The following is a 14,247-nucleotide window of genomic DNA, read 5'->3' on the forward strand; positions in this document are numbered from 1 at the left end:
GAGTGGGCGCGTGACCAACGCCCCCGCACTCGCCGACCCTGTTGACCGACTGGTCTGGGACGAGTCGCCCGTGGCGGCCGTGGACGGTGTCGCGGTGCTGGTGATCGGCTCGGCCGACCTGGCCGCCCGGGCGCTGCGGGCGGGCGCACGGGTGTATGCGTTCTGCGATGCCGCCAGTGACCACGACACGCTCGTCGACGGCATCACCCGGCTGACCCCCGACCAGCCACTGACCGGCATCGATGTCGTGTGGCTGCACCTGCCCCGCCAACTCGACGAGCTCGACCAGTACTGCGCCTGGGCGGTGGCGTCAGGCGCCGACCAGGTGGTGGCCGGTGGCCGCATCAAGCAGCTCAACCACTCGATGAATGACGTGTTGGCAAGGCATTTCGAGCGGGTCAACGCCAGCCGCGGGCGCGACAAGGCTCGGGTGCTGCACGCCGCGGGCGCGCGTCCCCGGGCCGTCGACCGACCCGGCGGCGCGTGGCCGCGGTGGCGAACGCTCGACATCGACCACGCCCCCACGCGAGTGGCCCACCATGGCGGCACATTCGCCTCGGGGCGGTTCGACCCCGCCACCCGCCTGCTGCTCGGCCAATTGGACGCGGTGTGCGCTGCGGCACCGTCCCGGGTGCTCGACTGGGGCTCGGGCGCCGGCATCATCGCCACAGCGCTGGCCCGGCGGCTGCCCCGCGCCGGGATCGATGCCGTCGACCTGTCGTGGGCCGGCGCCGACGCGACGCGGCTCACGCTGCACGCGGCCGGGCTGCCCGATGACACGTCGACGGGGCTGCGCACCCATTGGGCCGACGGCAATGCGTTGTTGACCACGCTGGCCGACCTCGACCTGGTCGTGAGCAACCCGCCCTTCCATGCCGGCAACGCCAAGGACTCCTCGGCCACGCTGGCCATGATCGACCTGGCGGCCCAGCACTTGGTGCCGGGTGGTGAGCTGTGGCTCGTCCACAACTCGCACCTGCCGTACTTGGCCGCGCTGCGCCGGCACGGGCGCGCAGGGGTGGTGGCGCAGGACCGCAGCTACACGGTCTCTCGGCTGGTTGCCTGAGGTTGCCCCTAGTGTGGGGCGCATGAGCATCGACACCAGCGACGCGACCCTGCATCCCACTGACAGCCGCTCCGTACTGATCGGTCCGGGGCTGCCGCCATCCGCGCTGCCCGGCATGGCCGGGCTGACCAATGTGCGCTCACATGCGTGGGGCTGGTCGGCAGAGGGCGAGGGTTCGGCAGCGCCGCTGGCCGACCACGCGGTGGTCACCGGCTGGCTGGCCAACCAGCCGCCGAAACTCGTCGTGCTCGACGTCGACGCCACCCTGGTCACCGGTGAGACCATCGACCTGCTCGCCGAGAGGGCCGGGGCGGGTGAGCAGGTCGCCGCGATCACGCAGCGGGCGATGAACGGCGAGCTGGAATTCGCCCAGGCGCTGGCAGCCCGGGTCGAAACCCTGGCGGGGCTGCCGGTCGAGGCCCTGGACGAGGTGCGCCACGGGCTTGAGTTCTCACCCGGCGCCCGCGAACTCGTCGAGGCCGTGCATGCTACCGGCGGCAAGGTGGCGATCGTGTCGGGGGGCTTCATCGAGATTGTGGCGAAGCTGGCCGAGACGTTGTCGATCGACTTCGCGGCGGCGAACACGCTCGAGGTGGCCGACGGGGTGCTGACGGGACGAACCCTGGGCCCCGTGGTCGACCGCGCCGCCAAGGCCCGCAAGCTGCTGGAATTCGCGGCCGGGATCGGGGCCACGCCTGACCAGGCCGTGGCCATCGGTGATGGCGCGAACGACCTGGACATGATGGGTGTGGCGGGCCTCGGCATCGCCTACTGCGCCAAGCCGGCCGCTGCCGCGCAGGCTGATGCGACGATCAGTTTCCCGCGGTTGGATGCAGCGTTGGGGTACTTGCAGCTGGGGTGAGTGTGCGGTGGGATTGTTGCGCCCGTCACACATTCGATCGCCCAGTTCGTCCAAGCGGGACCCCGAGCCGCCGCAATGTCAGCGGGGCACGGTAGCCTCAGCCCCATGAGCCCGTGCCGGCATCGCAAGTCGGTTGCGGCCAAGATGACCTTTCAAGGAGGAAAGCGATGTCAGAACGGATCGCCCAAGAGCACTTCCGCTCAAAGATCATGTCGGCCCACGAAGCGGCCGGGCTGATCAAGAACGGCATGAACCTGGGCTTCAGCGGGTTCACCGGGGCCGGCTACCCGAAGGCCTTCCCGGTGGCGCTGGCCGAGGTGATCACCGAGGCGCATGCCCGCGGTGAGGAGTTCAAGGTGGGCGTCTGGACCGGTGCCTCGACCGCACCCGAGCTGGACGGCGCGCTGGCCGAGACCGGTGGCATCAGCTTCCGCATGCCCTACCAGTCCGACCCCGAGATGCGCAATGCCATCAACTCCGGTGTCTCGTACTACCAGGACATGCACCTGTCGCACATCAGCCCCCAGGTCTCGCAGGGCTTCTACGGCAAGCTCGACGTGGCCGTCATCGAGGTCACCGCCATCACTGAGGACGGCGAGCTGATCCCCTCGTCGTCCATCGGCAACAACCGCACCTTCATCGAGTACGCCGACAAGGTCATCCTCGAGGTGAACGAGTGGCAGTCGATCGACCTGTTCGGCATGCACGACGTCTACTACGAGATCGGCGCGCTGCCCCCGAACCGCAAGCCCATCCCGCTCACCAAGCCGAGCGACCGCATCGGCCAGAAGACCCTGCGCATCGACCCCGAGAAGGTCATCGCCGTCATCAAGACCGACGCCAGCGACCGCAACTCGCCGTTCAAGCCGCTCGACGCCGACTCGAAGGCCATCGCGGGCCACTTCCTCGACTTCCTCGGCGACGAGGTCAAGCGGGGCCGCATCCCCAAGAACCTGCTGCCGCTGCAGTCGGGCGTGGGCAACATCGCCAACGCGGTGCTGGCTGGCCTGCTCGAGGGACCGTTCGAGCAGATCACCAGCTACACCGAGGTGATCCAGGACGGCATGGTCGACCTGCTCGACTCGGGCAAGCTGGCCGTCGCCTCGGCGACCGCCTTCTCACTGTCGCCCGACTACGCCAACAAGGTCAACGACGATGCCAAGAAGTACCGCGACCTGATCATCCTGCGCCCGCAGGATGTGTCAAACCACCCGGAGTTGATCCGGCGCATGGGCGTCATCGCCTGCAACGGGCTCATCGAGGCCGACATCTACGGCAACGTGAACTCGACCCACGTCATGGGTTCGCGCATGCAGAACGGCATCGGCGGTTCAGGCGACTTCACCCGCAACGGCTACATGGCGGCGTTCGTCACCCCGTCGACCGCCAAGGGTGGGGCGATCTCGTGCATCGTGCCGATGGTCAACCACGTCGACCACACCGAGCACGACACCGACGTGGTCATCACCGAGCAGGGTCTGGCCGACCTGCGTGGCCTGGCCCCGCGTCAGCGCGCCAAAGTGATCATCGAGAACTGCGCGCACCCCGATTACAAGGAAGCGCTCAAGGACTACGTCGCCCACGCCGAGAAGGTCGCCAACGGCCACCACACGCCGCACGACCTGCGCACGGCGCTCAGCTGGCACACCAAGTACCTCGAAGAGGGCTCGATGCGCTGACGTCGCGCTGATCATCTGGTCAGCGGCCCCCGGGTGGTTCACCGGGGGCCGCTGGTGTTGTGCGGTGGTTGGACGAGGCCAGGTGCGGCATGTGCGGTAGCTGGCGGGGGGTGCGGGCTGATCGGGCTGCATTCCCGTCATCAGGGCGCGGAATGCAGGCCGTGCGGGCTGGATGAGCTGCACTTGCGTCACCAGCGCACGAAATGCAGGCCGTGCGGGCTGAATGAGCTGCATTTCGGTCACCAGCGCACACTCTGCAGGTCGCGAGGCTCGTCCAACCACCACTTGGCTTGCGTAACTCGACTTGGCTTGCCCTGACAGCACAAGCCAAGTCAAGTTGCGCAAGCCAAGTGAGGAGGCGCTGGCCGGCGCAGCCTTACGCGGAATGCCCCGCGGCTCCCCCCACCGGCTCAGCCCAGCAGCAGCTCGCGCAGTTCGCGCACGCTGTTCACCACGCCGTGGCTCGGGTTCTCCGCAGCCAGGGCGTCCTCGCCGCTCGCACCCCACGCGACACCGATCTGGTCGATGCCCGCCGCAGCGCCGGCACGGATGTCCCAGATGGCATCGCCGACGTAGACGCAGGTCTCGTCGGTGGCGTCGAGCTTGCGCTGCGCATGCTGGATCGGGTCGGGGTGCGGCTTGTGCAGCACCGTCTCTTCGGCGGTGGTGGTCAACTCGACCAGCCCCGCCAACCCGGCGGCGTTGACGCTGCGAACGGCGCTGGTGCGGTCCTTCGAGGTCACGATGCCGACCTTCACGCCCGCACCGGACAGGTCGCGCAACAGGTCAGCCACCCCGTCATAGCTGGTCTGCAGCGTCTCGAGGTTGGCGGCGTTGAACTCGTTGTACGCATTGAGCAGGCCCTCGGCGTCCGGGGAGTCGCCGAAGATGTCGAGCAGCGATCGCCCCATCCAGGACTTCGCCTGCTCGGGGTCGACATGGTCGTCGAGCACTTCGCGGTGCGCATGCTGGAACGCCGCGACGATCAGCTCGAGCGTGTTCACGAGCGTGCCGTCCAGGTCGAAGATGACGGCGGTCCAGCGGGGGGCCGTGAGGGGCACGGTCGTCGGCGCCAGCGCGGGGTCGACCTGCTGGTCGATGGTGACACCCTTCGGGTGGGGACTGCTCGACTGGTTCACGTCCTCAGGCTATAAGCGTTCGCGGGGGCCCCGGACCAGCGTCCACGCCCGGGTGGACGAGGCGTAGGTAGACTCACGACAGGGCACGTTCGACGCGCGCGCCACGAAGGGAAGGTTGCCGATGAGCGAGCCAGGGGCCCCGGCCGGGTCGACGCCGAGCGCACCGGGCCTGCCGTACCCGCCGCCGCTGCAGCAACCCACCCAGCAGTACGCCCAGCAACCCGCACCGCACCACCCCCAGCTGCCCATCGGTCCCGACGGCAAGAAGGTCATCGCGACCCTGCCGCCCATCGACGAACTCGAACCCCCGCTGCCACTCAGCGAGTCAACCGGTCAGCCGCGCCGCGAGCCCGTGATGCTCATCGGCGCCGGCCTGCTCTATGCCAGCTCGGTCGCCGGTGCGCTGGGATTTGCGAAGTTCTGGTGGGACGCCATCAACATCGAACACTTCACGACCTCGGCGCGGCTGATGGGCTGGCTCGACCCCCGACCGGGGTCTTGGCAGTCGATCGTGTGGGTGTCCGTGGTCGCACTCATCGTCTGTGTTGTCGTCGCGGCCCCTGCGCTGGCAGCCTTCCAGGCCTGGAACGGTCACCGCTGGAGCCGCATCGCCGGCATCGTCGCCGCAGTGCTCTCTGCGCTCACCATTCTGCTCAACAACTGGGCCCTGCCCGCGATCCCACTGGCCGTGCTGGGCGCCGCCGTGCTCTGGCTCAAGCCCGTCGGTCGTTACTTCGACCAGTGGGCCCGGTTCCGCGCCGATGAACCCCGCGAGCGCAAGATCTTCACACGGGTGAACTACGGACGACTGCCGCGCTACTCCCAGGACTGACGTGACGGCCCCGCACGCGCCGCTGCCCCCTGCCCTGCCCCGCATGTTCTAGGGTGTCGGCCATGGCATCCTGGCGCAGCATCCTCACCAACGCCCTCAAGCAGGCGATCGGTGATGCCCTCGACCAGAAACTGCGAGACCGGCCGACGCGCCGGGCCTCGACCCGCCAGGGTGGACGCGCACCGCGTCCCAGCAGCCGCAGGCAACCGCCCGAACTGCACGACGACTACCCCGGCGACTTCAGCGGCCGGTTCGAGATGACCTATGCCCCGAACCCGGGAGCGCTGCCCGACCCCGGCGAGGTCGTGTGGACCTGGGTCCCTTTCGAAGAGGATCACGGCAGGGGCAAGGATCGTCCCGTGCTGCTGATCGGCCGCGACGGCGACTGGCTGCTGGGCCTGCCCTTGACGTCGAAGGACCATGACCGCGACGCCGCCCAGGAGGCCGGCGCCGGGCGTTACTGGGTCGACATCGGCACCGGCGCCTGGGACAAGCAAGGCCGCCCGAGCGAGGCCCGCGTCGACCGGATCGTGCGCGTCAACCCCGCCCGGGTGCGCCGCATCGGCGACAAGGTCAGCCCGGAAATCTTCAGCAATGTTGAACGGGCTGTGAAGGCGCATCGCCGGTCATGACGCCCGCCAGTCCCTAGGCTGGCCGCCATGACCGATCTGTACATCGTGCGCCATGGCGAAACGGCCTGGAGCAAGTCTGGCCAGCACACCTCGATCACCGACCTGGACCTGACCGACGACGGCGTCGCCGAGGCCAGCGCGGTGCGCGAGAAGCTCGACCGCGGCGACTTCGGGCTGGTGCTGAGCAGCCCCCGGCTGCGCGCCCGGCGCACGGCAGAGCTGGCAGGTTTCGGCGACGCCGAGGTGGACGAGAACCTGGCCGAATGGTTCTACGGCGACTACGAGGGCATGACGTCGAAGCAGATCCGCGAGCAGGTGCCCGGCTGGCGCATCTGGACCCACGAACTGCCCCACGGCGAGACCCGCACCCAGATCATCGACCGCATGACCAAGGTCGTGGCCAGGGTGCGTGAATCAGGTGTTGACAAGGCCATTTGCTTCAGCCATGGACACGCCTCGCGCGTGCTGGCGCTGTGCTGGCTGGGCATCGACGTGGCCCGGGGCCAGTCATTCCCGCTCACGACCGGGGCAGTGTGCGTGCTGGGCTATGAGAAGGAGTCACCGGCAATCGTCCGCTGGAACGCATGAACCGGGGGTGACCCGGTTCGAGCACAGACGATCACCTGCGCTATGGTGGGTGCTCGCATGCGGGCGTAGCTCAATGGTAGAGCGCCAGCTTCCCAAGCTGGACACGCGGGTTCGATTCCCGTCGCCCGCTCCATTCATGCCCGGACGAGCACCAGTTCACGGCCGTCGTCGGCCCGCAGCGTCAGCCGATTGCCGTCCACCACGAAGGTCGGACGATCATGCAGCAGCCGCATGAACCAGTCCGCCACCTGCTGCACCTCGGCAGGGCACCCGATCAGCGTCGAGGTGACATCACCCACGACCAGCCGGCCCGTCGTGCCCGAGAAGTCCTGCACAGACAGCTTGCCGAAGTAGGCGTTGCAGCCGTCCGAGCCGCTGATGCGGTCGCCGTCGACCACCAGCGTCACACCCCGCGGGGGCAGGCCCTGTGAACTGCCCTCGGCCGTCCACTGGGATTCGAGCTGCTGGGTCGTGCTGCAGCCCGCCAGCCCGAACGCCACCACCAGCACCACGATCAGTGCCGGCACCGTTGACAACCGCGTCGGGGTCATGCTTCGAGTGTAGGTTCCCGGTCCCATCCCCCACTCGTCCCTGATCTGACCGCCGAACCCTTCGCAAAGCCGCGCTGGTTACCTAGTCTGGACACATGTCAGACCTGATCCGTCCCCAGATCGACCGCGGCAGCATGCGCGCCTCCGATGCCGACCGGCAACTGGTCGAAGAGGTGCTCAACACTGCCTATGTCGACGGCAGGCTGTCGAAGGACGAACTGGATGAGCGTCTGGGCCAGGTGAATGCCGCCCGCACGTTCAACGACCTGGCACCGCTGACGCGCGACCTGGTGCTGGGCGCGGTGACCACGCAGTACGAATCGTCGCAGGGCAACCGCCCCGACGGGCAGCACGCCGTGCTGGACACCACGAACCCGGCGAGTGACACCGACCAGATCAGCGTGATCCTGGGCGATTCCAAGCGCACCGACCTGTGGCGCATGCACGCCAATACGAGCGTCAACGCCTTCCTGGGTGATGTCACCCTCGACCTGCGCAAGGCCGTGCTCGAAAGCCCGTCGCTGCACCTGACGGTCAATTCCTTCCTGGCCGACGTCAAGGTGATCGTGCCCGAGGGCGTGCGTGTGGTGAACAAGATCAACCCTGTGCTGGGTGAGTCGACCATGAAGGGTTTCGGTACCGAGAGCCCCAATCCGGTCGCCACCCTGACCCTGACCGGCACGATCGTGCTGTCGGACGTTTCGGTGCGTGGCCCGGAATACCAAACCTTCGGCGACAAGCTGCTCGGCCGCAAGAAGAAGGGCTGAACACCAGACCGCTAGGGTGAGCCACACCATGACTGCCCCCACACAGCCCGACGCCCTGTTCGCACCGCCCACCGAACGCTGGACGCCAGTCTCACCGAAGTTTGTGACCGTCGAGACGATCTCGCTGTTCCTCGGTTGGCCCCTCTTCATCATCGCGTCACTGGTGCCGACGATCATCTGGGCGCCGTGGTGGGTACCGGCACTGATCGGGCTGTTCTGGGTCGTCTTCCTCTCGTGGCGGTTGTGGGCGGTGCGGCGCACCGCGCGCACCTGGGCCTATGCCGAACGCGACACCGACCTGTATGTCACCCACGGACTGCTGTTCAAGCAACTGGTCGTGGTGCCCTATGGCCGCATGCAGGTGGTCGAGGTCAGCGCCGGGCCACTGCTGCGCCGCTACGGCTTGGCCAATGTCGAGCTCAAGACTGCTGGTCGCGACGTCATCATTCCCGGGGTGACCGCGGACGAGGCAGCACGCCTGCGTGAGTCACTCGCGAAGCTCGGCGAGACCCAGGCCGCGGGACTGTGACCGACCCCGGGCAGCGCACCCACCCCCTGTCACCGCTGGTCTCGTCGTGGATCGGGCTGGTCGGCATCGCCTTCTTCGTTGGACGCGACATCATCGAGCAGGGCGGACAACTGCCCGACGTGCGCGGCTGGGGCATCATCGCGATCATCGGTGTGCCCGTGCTGCTGGTGGTCATCGGGTTGGCGTTCGTCGACTGGTACTTCACCCGCTACCGCCTCGACGAAGCCGGGCTGACCCTCGAGAAGCGGTTCATCGTCCACCAGAACACCCAGGTGCTCTACCGCCGCATCCAGTCCGTCGAGATCCACCAGCCGTTGGCTGCCCGCTTCCTGGGGTTGTGCCGGCTGCACATCGACGTGGGCGGTGAGGGTGGGCAGAAGCTCAGTTACCTGACCCGGCATGACGCCGAGAACCTGCGCCATGTGCTGCTGGCCCGCGCCGTCGAGGCCAAGCGGACCGCGGCCGGCGAGCAGCTGCCCCCGCCCCAGCAGCCACCCGCAGCCACGCCGACCACCGCGGGGTTCCTGCGCCACGAGATCATGCACGGCGGCGACGACCTGGCCGACCACGAGGCACCCCGCCGGCTGGTGGTGCAGGTGCCGCCGAGGCGGCTCGTCGGCGCCGCCTTCACCTCGGGTGAGTTCTTCGGCACCCTGGTGGGCCTGGCGATCTTTCTGGGGCTGCGCCAGCTGACCGGCGATTCATTCGAGCTGAACATCGGCTTCGCGCTGGTGGTGCTCGTGCCCATCGGCACCTATGTGCTCAACCGCGTGGTCAAGGAATGGCGGTTCCGCGTCGAGACCGATGGGCACGGACTGCGCGTCAGCCACGGACTGACCGACCTGTCGACCAGCAACGTGCCTTTCGACCGGGTGCACGGGTTCAGGTTCGAGCAGTCGATGCTGTGGCGCCCGTTCGGCTGGTGGCGCGTGCGCATGACCGTGCTCGGCAAGGCGGGCCTCGACGAGGACGACTCCTCGGACGTCGCGCTCGCCATCGGTTCCTGGGACGAGGCGATGCTGGTGGTCAACGAGATCTGGCCCGGCGTCGACATCGCCGCGGTGCCGCTGCACCCCGTGCCCGAACGCGCGAAGTGGTTTCTGTGGTGGGCCCGCAAGGGCCACGGCTGGGCGTTGACCGATGACCTCGCCATCAGCCGCACCGGCCGTCTGGCCCGCCGCGTCAACGTGGCCGACCATTCCCGCGCCCAGGCGGTGACAGCCCACCAGGGGCCCCTCGACCGCAGGTTGCGGCTCGCAACGATCGACATCGACATGGTCAGCGGCCCGGTGTCGTTGCTGGTCAAACATCTGGACGAGGCCGACGCGCGGCGCCTGGTCGAGGTGCAGCCCGGGCTCGCCAGGGCGGTGCGTGAACGCCGCGCCCTCACTGGCCGCACGCTCAGCACCCGTCCGGCACATGAGCCGCAGCAGTCGTCCATGACACCCGACCAGTTCACCCACGGTGCTGTCACACCGGGCTCGCATCTGCCCTAGGCTTCACCCCATGAACCATGTGTTGGGCATTGACGTCGGCGGTTCTGGCATCAAGGGTGCACCGGTCGACCTCGAGGTGGGCGATTTCGCAGCGGAACGGTTGCGCATCGACACCCCCTCCAAATCCACCCCCAAGAACGTCGCCAAGGTCGTGGCAGAGATCATCGACCACTTCAGCGACACCATCGGTGATGGGCCCATCGGGCTCACGATCCCGGCACCGGTCGTGCATGGCAAGGTGCCCTTCATCGCGAACCTCGACCAGGAATGGCACGGGCTGCAGGCCGACGAATTCCTGCAGGACAAGCTCGGACGCCCGATCACCCTGGTCAACGACGCGGACGCCGCGGGCGTGGCCGAGGTGCAGTTCGGTGCCGCGAAGGGCGTCAACGGGTTGGTGATCCTGACCACCCTCGGCACCGGGATCGGCTCGGCGCTGATCGTGAACGGTCAACTGGTGCCCAACACCGAGCTGGGCCATGTCGAGCTCGACGGCCATGACGCCGAATCGAAGGCGGCCAGCTCGATCAAGGACAAGGAGGGCCTCAGCTATTCGGAGTGGGCGGTGCGGCTGCAGCGCTACTACGAGTTCATCGAGATGCTGTTCTGGCCCGACCTGTTCGTGGTCGGCGGCGGCGTCAGCAAGGACTACGAGAAGTTCATGCCCAAGCTGAAGCTGCACACCCCGATGGTGCCGGCGCAGCTGCGCAACAAGGCGGGCATCATCGGCGCCGCCTGGATGGCGCACGACCGCCTGGAACGACCCGACGTGGCGCCCACCATCCTGCAGAACTATGCCGGGGTCGCCGACGACGTGAAGAGGATCAAGAAGAAGTAGCAGCGCGGGAGCGATCCGCGCACCTGCCCTGATCCGCGCACTTGCGGTGGGCAGGTGCGGGTGGTCACATGCGTTCGGGGGCATCGATGCCGAGCAGGTACAAGCCCTGGCCCAGCACCTTCTTGGCCGCGCGGCACAACCCGAGCCGTGACTCGCGCACCTCGCCCTCGCTGCGCAGCACGGGGCAGTGCTCGTAGAACGTCGAATAGGCCCCGGCCAGCTCATAGAGGTAGTTGCACAGCTTGTGCGGGGCCAGCGAGTCGCCGACCTCGGCCACGACCTCACCGAAGCGCGACAACAGCAGGGCCAGCTGCTGCTCGGCGGGCTCGTCAAGCACTGTGATGGCCTGACCCGGGGCGGGCGTGCCTGCCTCGTCGGCCTCGGCCTCGGCCTTGCGCAGGATCTGGTTGATGCGCGCGTGGGCGTACTGCAGGTAGGGGCCGGTGTCGCCGGTGGTCTGCACCATCCGTTCGGCGTCGAAGGTGTAGTCCTTCTGCAGGCCACTCGACAGGTCGGCGTACTTGATGGCCGCCAGGGCAATGTTCGGCGCGGCGTGGGTGTTGGCCTCGTCCAGCAGTTCGTTCAACGGCACCGCGGTGCCCTCACGGGTCGAGAACTTCTTGCCGTCGGCGCCGAGCACCTGGCCGAAACCGACGAACTGCGCCGCCACCTCGTCGGGCAGGTAACCCGCGCGGCGGGCAATCGCGAAGACCTGCTCGAAGTGGAACTGCTGCGGCGAACCCACGACATAGATGATGCGGTCGGATTCCAGGTCGCCGACGCGGTGCCGGATCGCGGCGAGGTCGGTGGCGGTGTAGCCGTAGCCACCGCGCTGGTTGCGGATGATCGCCGGGGTCTGCGAGCCCTCGACGAACACCACCAGGGCGCCGTCGTCGACCTGCGCGATGCCGCGCGACTCGAGGTCGTCGCAGATGATCGGCAGGTCGTCGTTGTAGGTGGACTCCCCCGCCACGTCGGCGTCGGTGAGCAGCACGTTGAGGCGGGCATAGGTGGCGTTGAAGCCTGCCAGCGACACGTTGATCAGCTTGCGCCAGATGGCGGTCGTCTCGGGGTCGCCGGCCTGCAGCTTCACGACCCGGTCGCGGGAGGCCGTCGCGAAGTCCTCATCGGCCTTCAGGTGGGCGTTCGCGCGCTGGTAGAGCTGTTCGGCCCCCTCGAGGTCGAGCGTGTCGGGGTCGAGGTCCTCGTCCAGGATCTGTTCGACCAGCATGCCGAACTGACGCCCCCAGTCGCCGATGTGGTTCTGCGGGATCACGGTGTGGCCGAGCGCGCTGAGCACCCGGTTGAAGCAGTCCCCGATGATCGTCGAGCGCAGGTGGCCCACGTGCATCTGCTTGGCGACGTTGGGTGCCGAATAGTCGATGACGACCCGCTGCGGGTCAGCGCTGGGGACGATGCCGGCGTGCTCGTCGGGGATCAGCGCGGCCGCAGTGGTCGCCAGCACCTCGGCCTTGATGCGGAAGTTGATGAACCCGGGCCCGGCGATCTCGAGGGGCTCGCACAGGTCATCGAGGGCGAGCTGCGCCACCAGATCGGCGGCAACCTCGCGCGGCGGTCGTCCCGCTGACTTGGCCAGACGCATCGCCACGTTCGACTGGAAATGCCCGAACTGCGGCTTGGTGGCCGGGCGCATCTCGGGGTCGATGCCGGTGACGGCCTGCACACGCGCGGTGAGCTGGGCCGGCAGCGAGGTGGCGGGCGACGATGGTGACGGCGACGCAGAAGACGACATGGGGGCCATTCTTCCACGGGGCACGGGGTGGTCCGCCACGCGTGGGCGCCCGCCGGCGGCATAGGGTGGTGGGCGCAACCAAGCACTCTGAAAGGTGACACATGACTGTGCCCCAGGTGACGCTGAACGACGGCGTGCAGATTCCCCAGCTCGGCTACGGCGTGTGGCGGGTGCCGAATGACGAGGTGGTCGCGCCCGTGCTGACGGCCCTCGAGACCGGCTACCGCCACATCGACACCGCCGCCGTCTATCGCAACGAAGAGGGCGTGGGCGAGGCGCTGAAGCAGTCGGGGATCACCCGCGACGAGGTGTTCGTCACCTCGAAGCTGTGGAACGACAAGCACAAGGCCGCTGATGCCCGCGAGGCCATTGAGACCACGCTGACCAAGCTGGGCCTCGACCACCTCGACCTGTACCTGATCCACTGGCCGGCCACCGCCAAGTACGGCGATGACTACATCGAGGCCTGGGATGCCCTGCAGCAGTTCAGGGCCGAGGGCCTGACCCGTTCGATCGGCGTCAGCAACTTCAACCCCGAGCACCTCGACAAGCTGAACGGTGCCGTGCCGAGCCTGAACCAGGTCGAGCGGCACCCGTCGTTCAACCGGGCCGAGCTCTTTGGCGAGCTGAAGGCGCGTGGCATCGCGCTCGAGGCCTGGAGCCCGTTGGGCAACCAGCGTGACCCCAGCGACCTCGACCTGCCGGCGGTGAAGCAGGTTGCGGAGCAGACCGGGCTGTCGCCGGCGCAGGTGATCATCCGTTGGCACCTGCAGACGGGTGACATCGTGATCCCGAAGTCGGTCACGCCGAGTCGGATTGCGGAGAACTTCGACGTGTTCGGGGTGGAGCTGTCGGCCGAGCAGGTCGAGCTGCTGAGCGGTCTGGATGCGGGCAACCGTCAGGGCGGGGACCCGCTGACGCAGGCCTGATTTTGTTGGTCGGACAAGTGAGCGCCGCCGCTGGTGTGAACCGGCGGCGGCGTTTTGCGTTGTTGTGGGGGCCCGCGGCCGGGGGTCAACCCTGCACAAGTGACAAGGGTGCCGCTTGTGCAGGTGATTGCGCTGGTTCCGGGCGCAGACATGGCGCTGGTGCCAGTTCTGCAAGATTCTGGACGAGCCAGGGCTGGTGAAGCGCCGCGGACATGCTCGTCCGGCGACGGCTGCGGCGTGCTGAACCTGCACAACTGACACGGGTGCCGCTTGCGCATGCGCTGGCGCTGATTCCGGACGCACTCGTGGCACGGGTGCCACTTCTGCAAGATTCTGGACGAGACCGAGCTGGTGAAGGGCCGCGCACATGCCTCGTCCGACGACGGCTGCGGCGTGGAACCTGCACAACTGACACGGGTGCCGCTTGTGCAGGTGATTGCGCTGAGTCAGGGCGCGAACGTGACGCTGGTGCCACTTCTGCAAGTTCGTGGACGAGCCTGTGCTGATGAACGGCCGAGCGGATGCTCGTCCGACGGCGACCAACCCGAAGAACTCGCGCCCGAGCAAGTTCTTCGCCCTGATCGCG

14 protein-coding genes and 1 tRNA gene are annotated in these 14,247 nt (G+C 67.9%); 12 read left to right on the plus strand and 3 right to left on the minus strand.

The annotated features are described in order from the left end of the window. Positions 1-10 precede the first annotated feature (10 nt). The 3 genes from ACQCX5_RS09345 to ACQCX5_RS09355 all read left to right on the plus strand — a co-directional run bounded on the left by ACQCX5_RS09345 (position 11) and on the right by ACQCX5_RS09355 (position 3,607). Positions 11-1,066: a class I SAM-dependent methyltransferase gene (locus tag ACQCX5_RS09345; protein ID WP_434541756.1), complete on the plus strand. Its 1,056-nt coding sequence runs from the start codon at positions 11-13 to the stop codon at positions 1,064-1,066. A 22-nt stretch (positions 1,067-1,088) separates the two neighbouring features. Beyond that, positions 1,089-1,928: a phosphoserine phosphatase SerB gene (gene serB, locus ACQCX5_RS09350; protein ID WP_434541757.1), complete on the plus strand. Its 840-nt coding sequence runs from the start codon at positions 1,089-1,091 to the stop codon at positions 1,926-1,928. Positions 1,929-2,095: 167 nt separating this feature from the next. Then, positions 2,096-3,607 carry an acetyl-CoA hydrolase/transferase family protein gene (locus ACQCX5_RS09355; protein WP_434541758.1) on the plus strand — a complete coding sequence of 504 codons (1,512 nt, stop codon included), beginning with the start codon at positions 2,096-2,098 and terminating at the stop codon, positions 3,605-3,607. Between the two features lie 410 nt (positions 3,608-4,017). Here ACQCX5_RS09355 and ACQCX5_RS09360 read toward each other — a convergent pair whose 3' ends face one another. Continuing rightward, on the minus strand, positions 4,018-4,746 hold the full coding sequence (locus ACQCX5_RS09360; RefSeq protein WP_434541759.1) for an HAD family hydrolase: 729 nt from the start codon (positions 4,744-4,746) through the stop codon (positions 4,018-4,020). A gap of 121 nt (positions 4,747-4,867) precedes the next feature. On the opposite strand from ACQCX5_RS09360, the gene ACQCX5_RS09365 reads away from it, so the two are divergent. From ACQCX5_RS09365 to ACQCX5_RS09380, 4 genes are all read left to right on the plus strand, one after another. After that, entirely contained in the window at positions 4,868-5,578 is a 711-nt protein-coding gene (locus tag ACQCX5_RS09365; RefSeq protein WP_434541760.1) for a hypothetical protein, read from the plus strand. Positions 5,579-5,640: 62 nt separating this feature from the next. After that, positions 5,641-6,210 carry a type II toxin-antitoxin system PemK/MazF family toxin gene (locus tag ACQCX5_RS09370; RefSeq protein WP_434541761.1) on the plus strand — a complete coding sequence of 190 codons (570 nt, stop codon included), beginning with the start codon at positions 5,641-5,643 and terminating at the stop codon, positions 6,208-6,210. Between the two features lie 27 nt (positions 6,211-6,237). Continuing rightward, entirely contained in the window at positions 6,238-6,798 is a 561-nt protein-coding gene (locus ACQCX5_RS09375) for a histidine phosphatase family protein (RefSeq protein WP_434541762.1), read from the plus strand. Positions 6,799-6,857: 59 nt separating this feature from the next. Next, positions 6,858-6,931, plus strand: a tRNA-Gly gene (locus ACQCX5_RS09380). A 1-nt stretch (position 6,932) separates the two neighbouring features. On the opposite strand, the gene ACQCX5_RS09385 is transcribed toward ACQCX5_RS09380, so the two are convergent. Then, a complete protein-coding gene (locus ACQCX5_RS09385; protein ID WP_434541763.1) occupies positions 6,933-7,349 on the minus strand; it encodes an META domain-containing protein in 417 nt (138 codons plus the stop codon). A gap of 95 nt (positions 7,350-7,444) precedes the next feature. Here ACQCX5_RS09385 and ACQCX5_RS09390 point away from each other — a divergent pair, with 95 nt between their 5' ends. The 4 genes from ACQCX5_RS09390 to ppgK are packed head-to-tail and all read left to right on the plus strand — an operon-like array spanning position 7,445 to position 10,979. After that, positions 7,445-8,116, plus strand: a complete 672-nt coding sequence (locus ACQCX5_RS09390; protein ID WP_434541764.1) for a DUF1707 SHOCT-like domain-containing protein — start codon at positions 7,445-7,447, stop codon at positions 8,114-8,116. Positions 8,117-8,144: 28 nt separating this feature from the next. After that, positions 8,145-8,645 (plus strand): PH domain-containing protein, encoded by a 501-nt coding sequence (locus ACQCX5_RS09395; RefSeq protein ID WP_434541765.1) that lies wholly within the window; start codon positions 8,145-8,147, stop codon positions 8,643-8,645. Further along, positions 8,642-10,141 carry a PH domain-containing protein gene (locus tag ACQCX5_RS09400; protein ID WP_434541766.1) on the plus strand — a complete coding sequence of 500 codons (1,500 nt, stop codon included), beginning with the start codon at positions 8,642-8,644 and terminating at the stop codon, positions 10,139-10,141. Before ACQCX5_RS09395 ends, ACQCX5_RS09400 begins: the two co-directional genes overlap by 4 nt. Beyond that, positions 10,110-10,979, plus strand: coding sequence for a polyphosphate--glucose phosphotransferase (ppgK, locus tag ACQCX5_RS09405; RefSeq protein ID WP_434541767.1), 870 nt, complete (start codon positions 10,110-10,112; stop codon positions 10,977-10,979). Before ACQCX5_RS09400 ends, ppgK begins: the two co-directional genes overlap by 32 nt. A gap of 64 nt (positions 10,980-11,043) precedes the next feature. On the opposite strand, the gene argS is transcribed toward ppgK, so the two are convergent. Next, positions 11,044-12,732, minus strand: coding sequence for an arginine--tRNA ligase (gene argS / locus ACQCX5_RS09410; protein ID WP_434541768.1), 1,689 nt, complete (start codon positions 12,730-12,732; stop codon positions 11,044-11,046). Positions 12,733-12,833: 101 nt separating this feature from the next. Between argS and ACQCX5_RS09415 the strand changes: the two genes are divergently transcribed. Further along, on the plus strand, positions 12,834-13,661 hold the full coding sequence (locus ACQCX5_RS09415) for an aldo/keto reductase (RefSeq protein WP_434541769.1): 828 nt from the start codon (positions 12,834-12,836) through the stop codon (positions 13,659-13,661). Positions 13,662-14,247 lie beyond the last annotated feature (586 nt).

The organism is Aestuariimicrobium sp. G57 (assembly GCF_050110855.1).
GTDB lineage: Bacteria > Actinomycetota > Actinomycetes > Propionibacteriales > Propionibacteriaceae > Aestuariimicrobium.

Coding starts and splice junctions, on each gene's coding strand:
- ACQCX5_RS09395 (WP_434541765.1), top strand. CDS start 8,145: ATGACTGCCCCCACACAGCCCGACGCCCTGTTCGCACCGCCCACCGAA.
- ACQCX5_RS09355 (WP_434541758.1), top strand. CDS start 2,096: ATGTCAGAACGGATCGCCCAAGAGCACTTCCGCTCAAAGATCATGTCG.
- argS (WP_434541768.1), bottom strand. CDS start 12,732: ATGTCGTCTTCTGCGTCGCCGTCACCATCGTCGCCCGCCACCTCGCTG.
- ACQCX5_RS09365 (WP_434541760.1), top strand. CDS start 4,868: ATGAGCGAGCCAGGGGCCCCGGCCGGGTCGACGCCGAGCGCACCGGGC.
- ACQCX5_RS09375 (WP_434541762.1), top strand. CDS start 6,238: ATGACCGATCTGTACATCGTGCGCCATGGCGAAACGGCCTGGAGCAAG.
- serB (WP_434541757.1), top strand. CDS start 1,089: ATGAGCATCGACACCAGCGACGCGACCCTGCATCCCACTGACAGCCGC.
- ACQCX5_RS09370 (WP_434541761.1), top strand. CDS start 5,641: ATGGCATCCTGGCGCAGCATCCTCACCAACGCCCTCAAGCAGGCGATC.
- ACQCX5_RS09415 (WP_434541769.1), top strand. CDS start 12,834: ATGACTGTGCCCCAGGTGACGCTGAACGACGGCGTGCAGATTCCCCAG.
- ACQCX5_RS09390 (WP_434541764.1), top strand. CDS start 7,445: ATGTCAGACCTGATCCGTCCCCAGATCGACCGCGGCAGCATGCGCGCC.
- ACQCX5_RS09385 (WP_434541763.1), bottom strand. CDS start 7,349: ATGACCCCGACGCGGTTGTCAACGGTGCCGGCACTGATCGTGGTGCTG.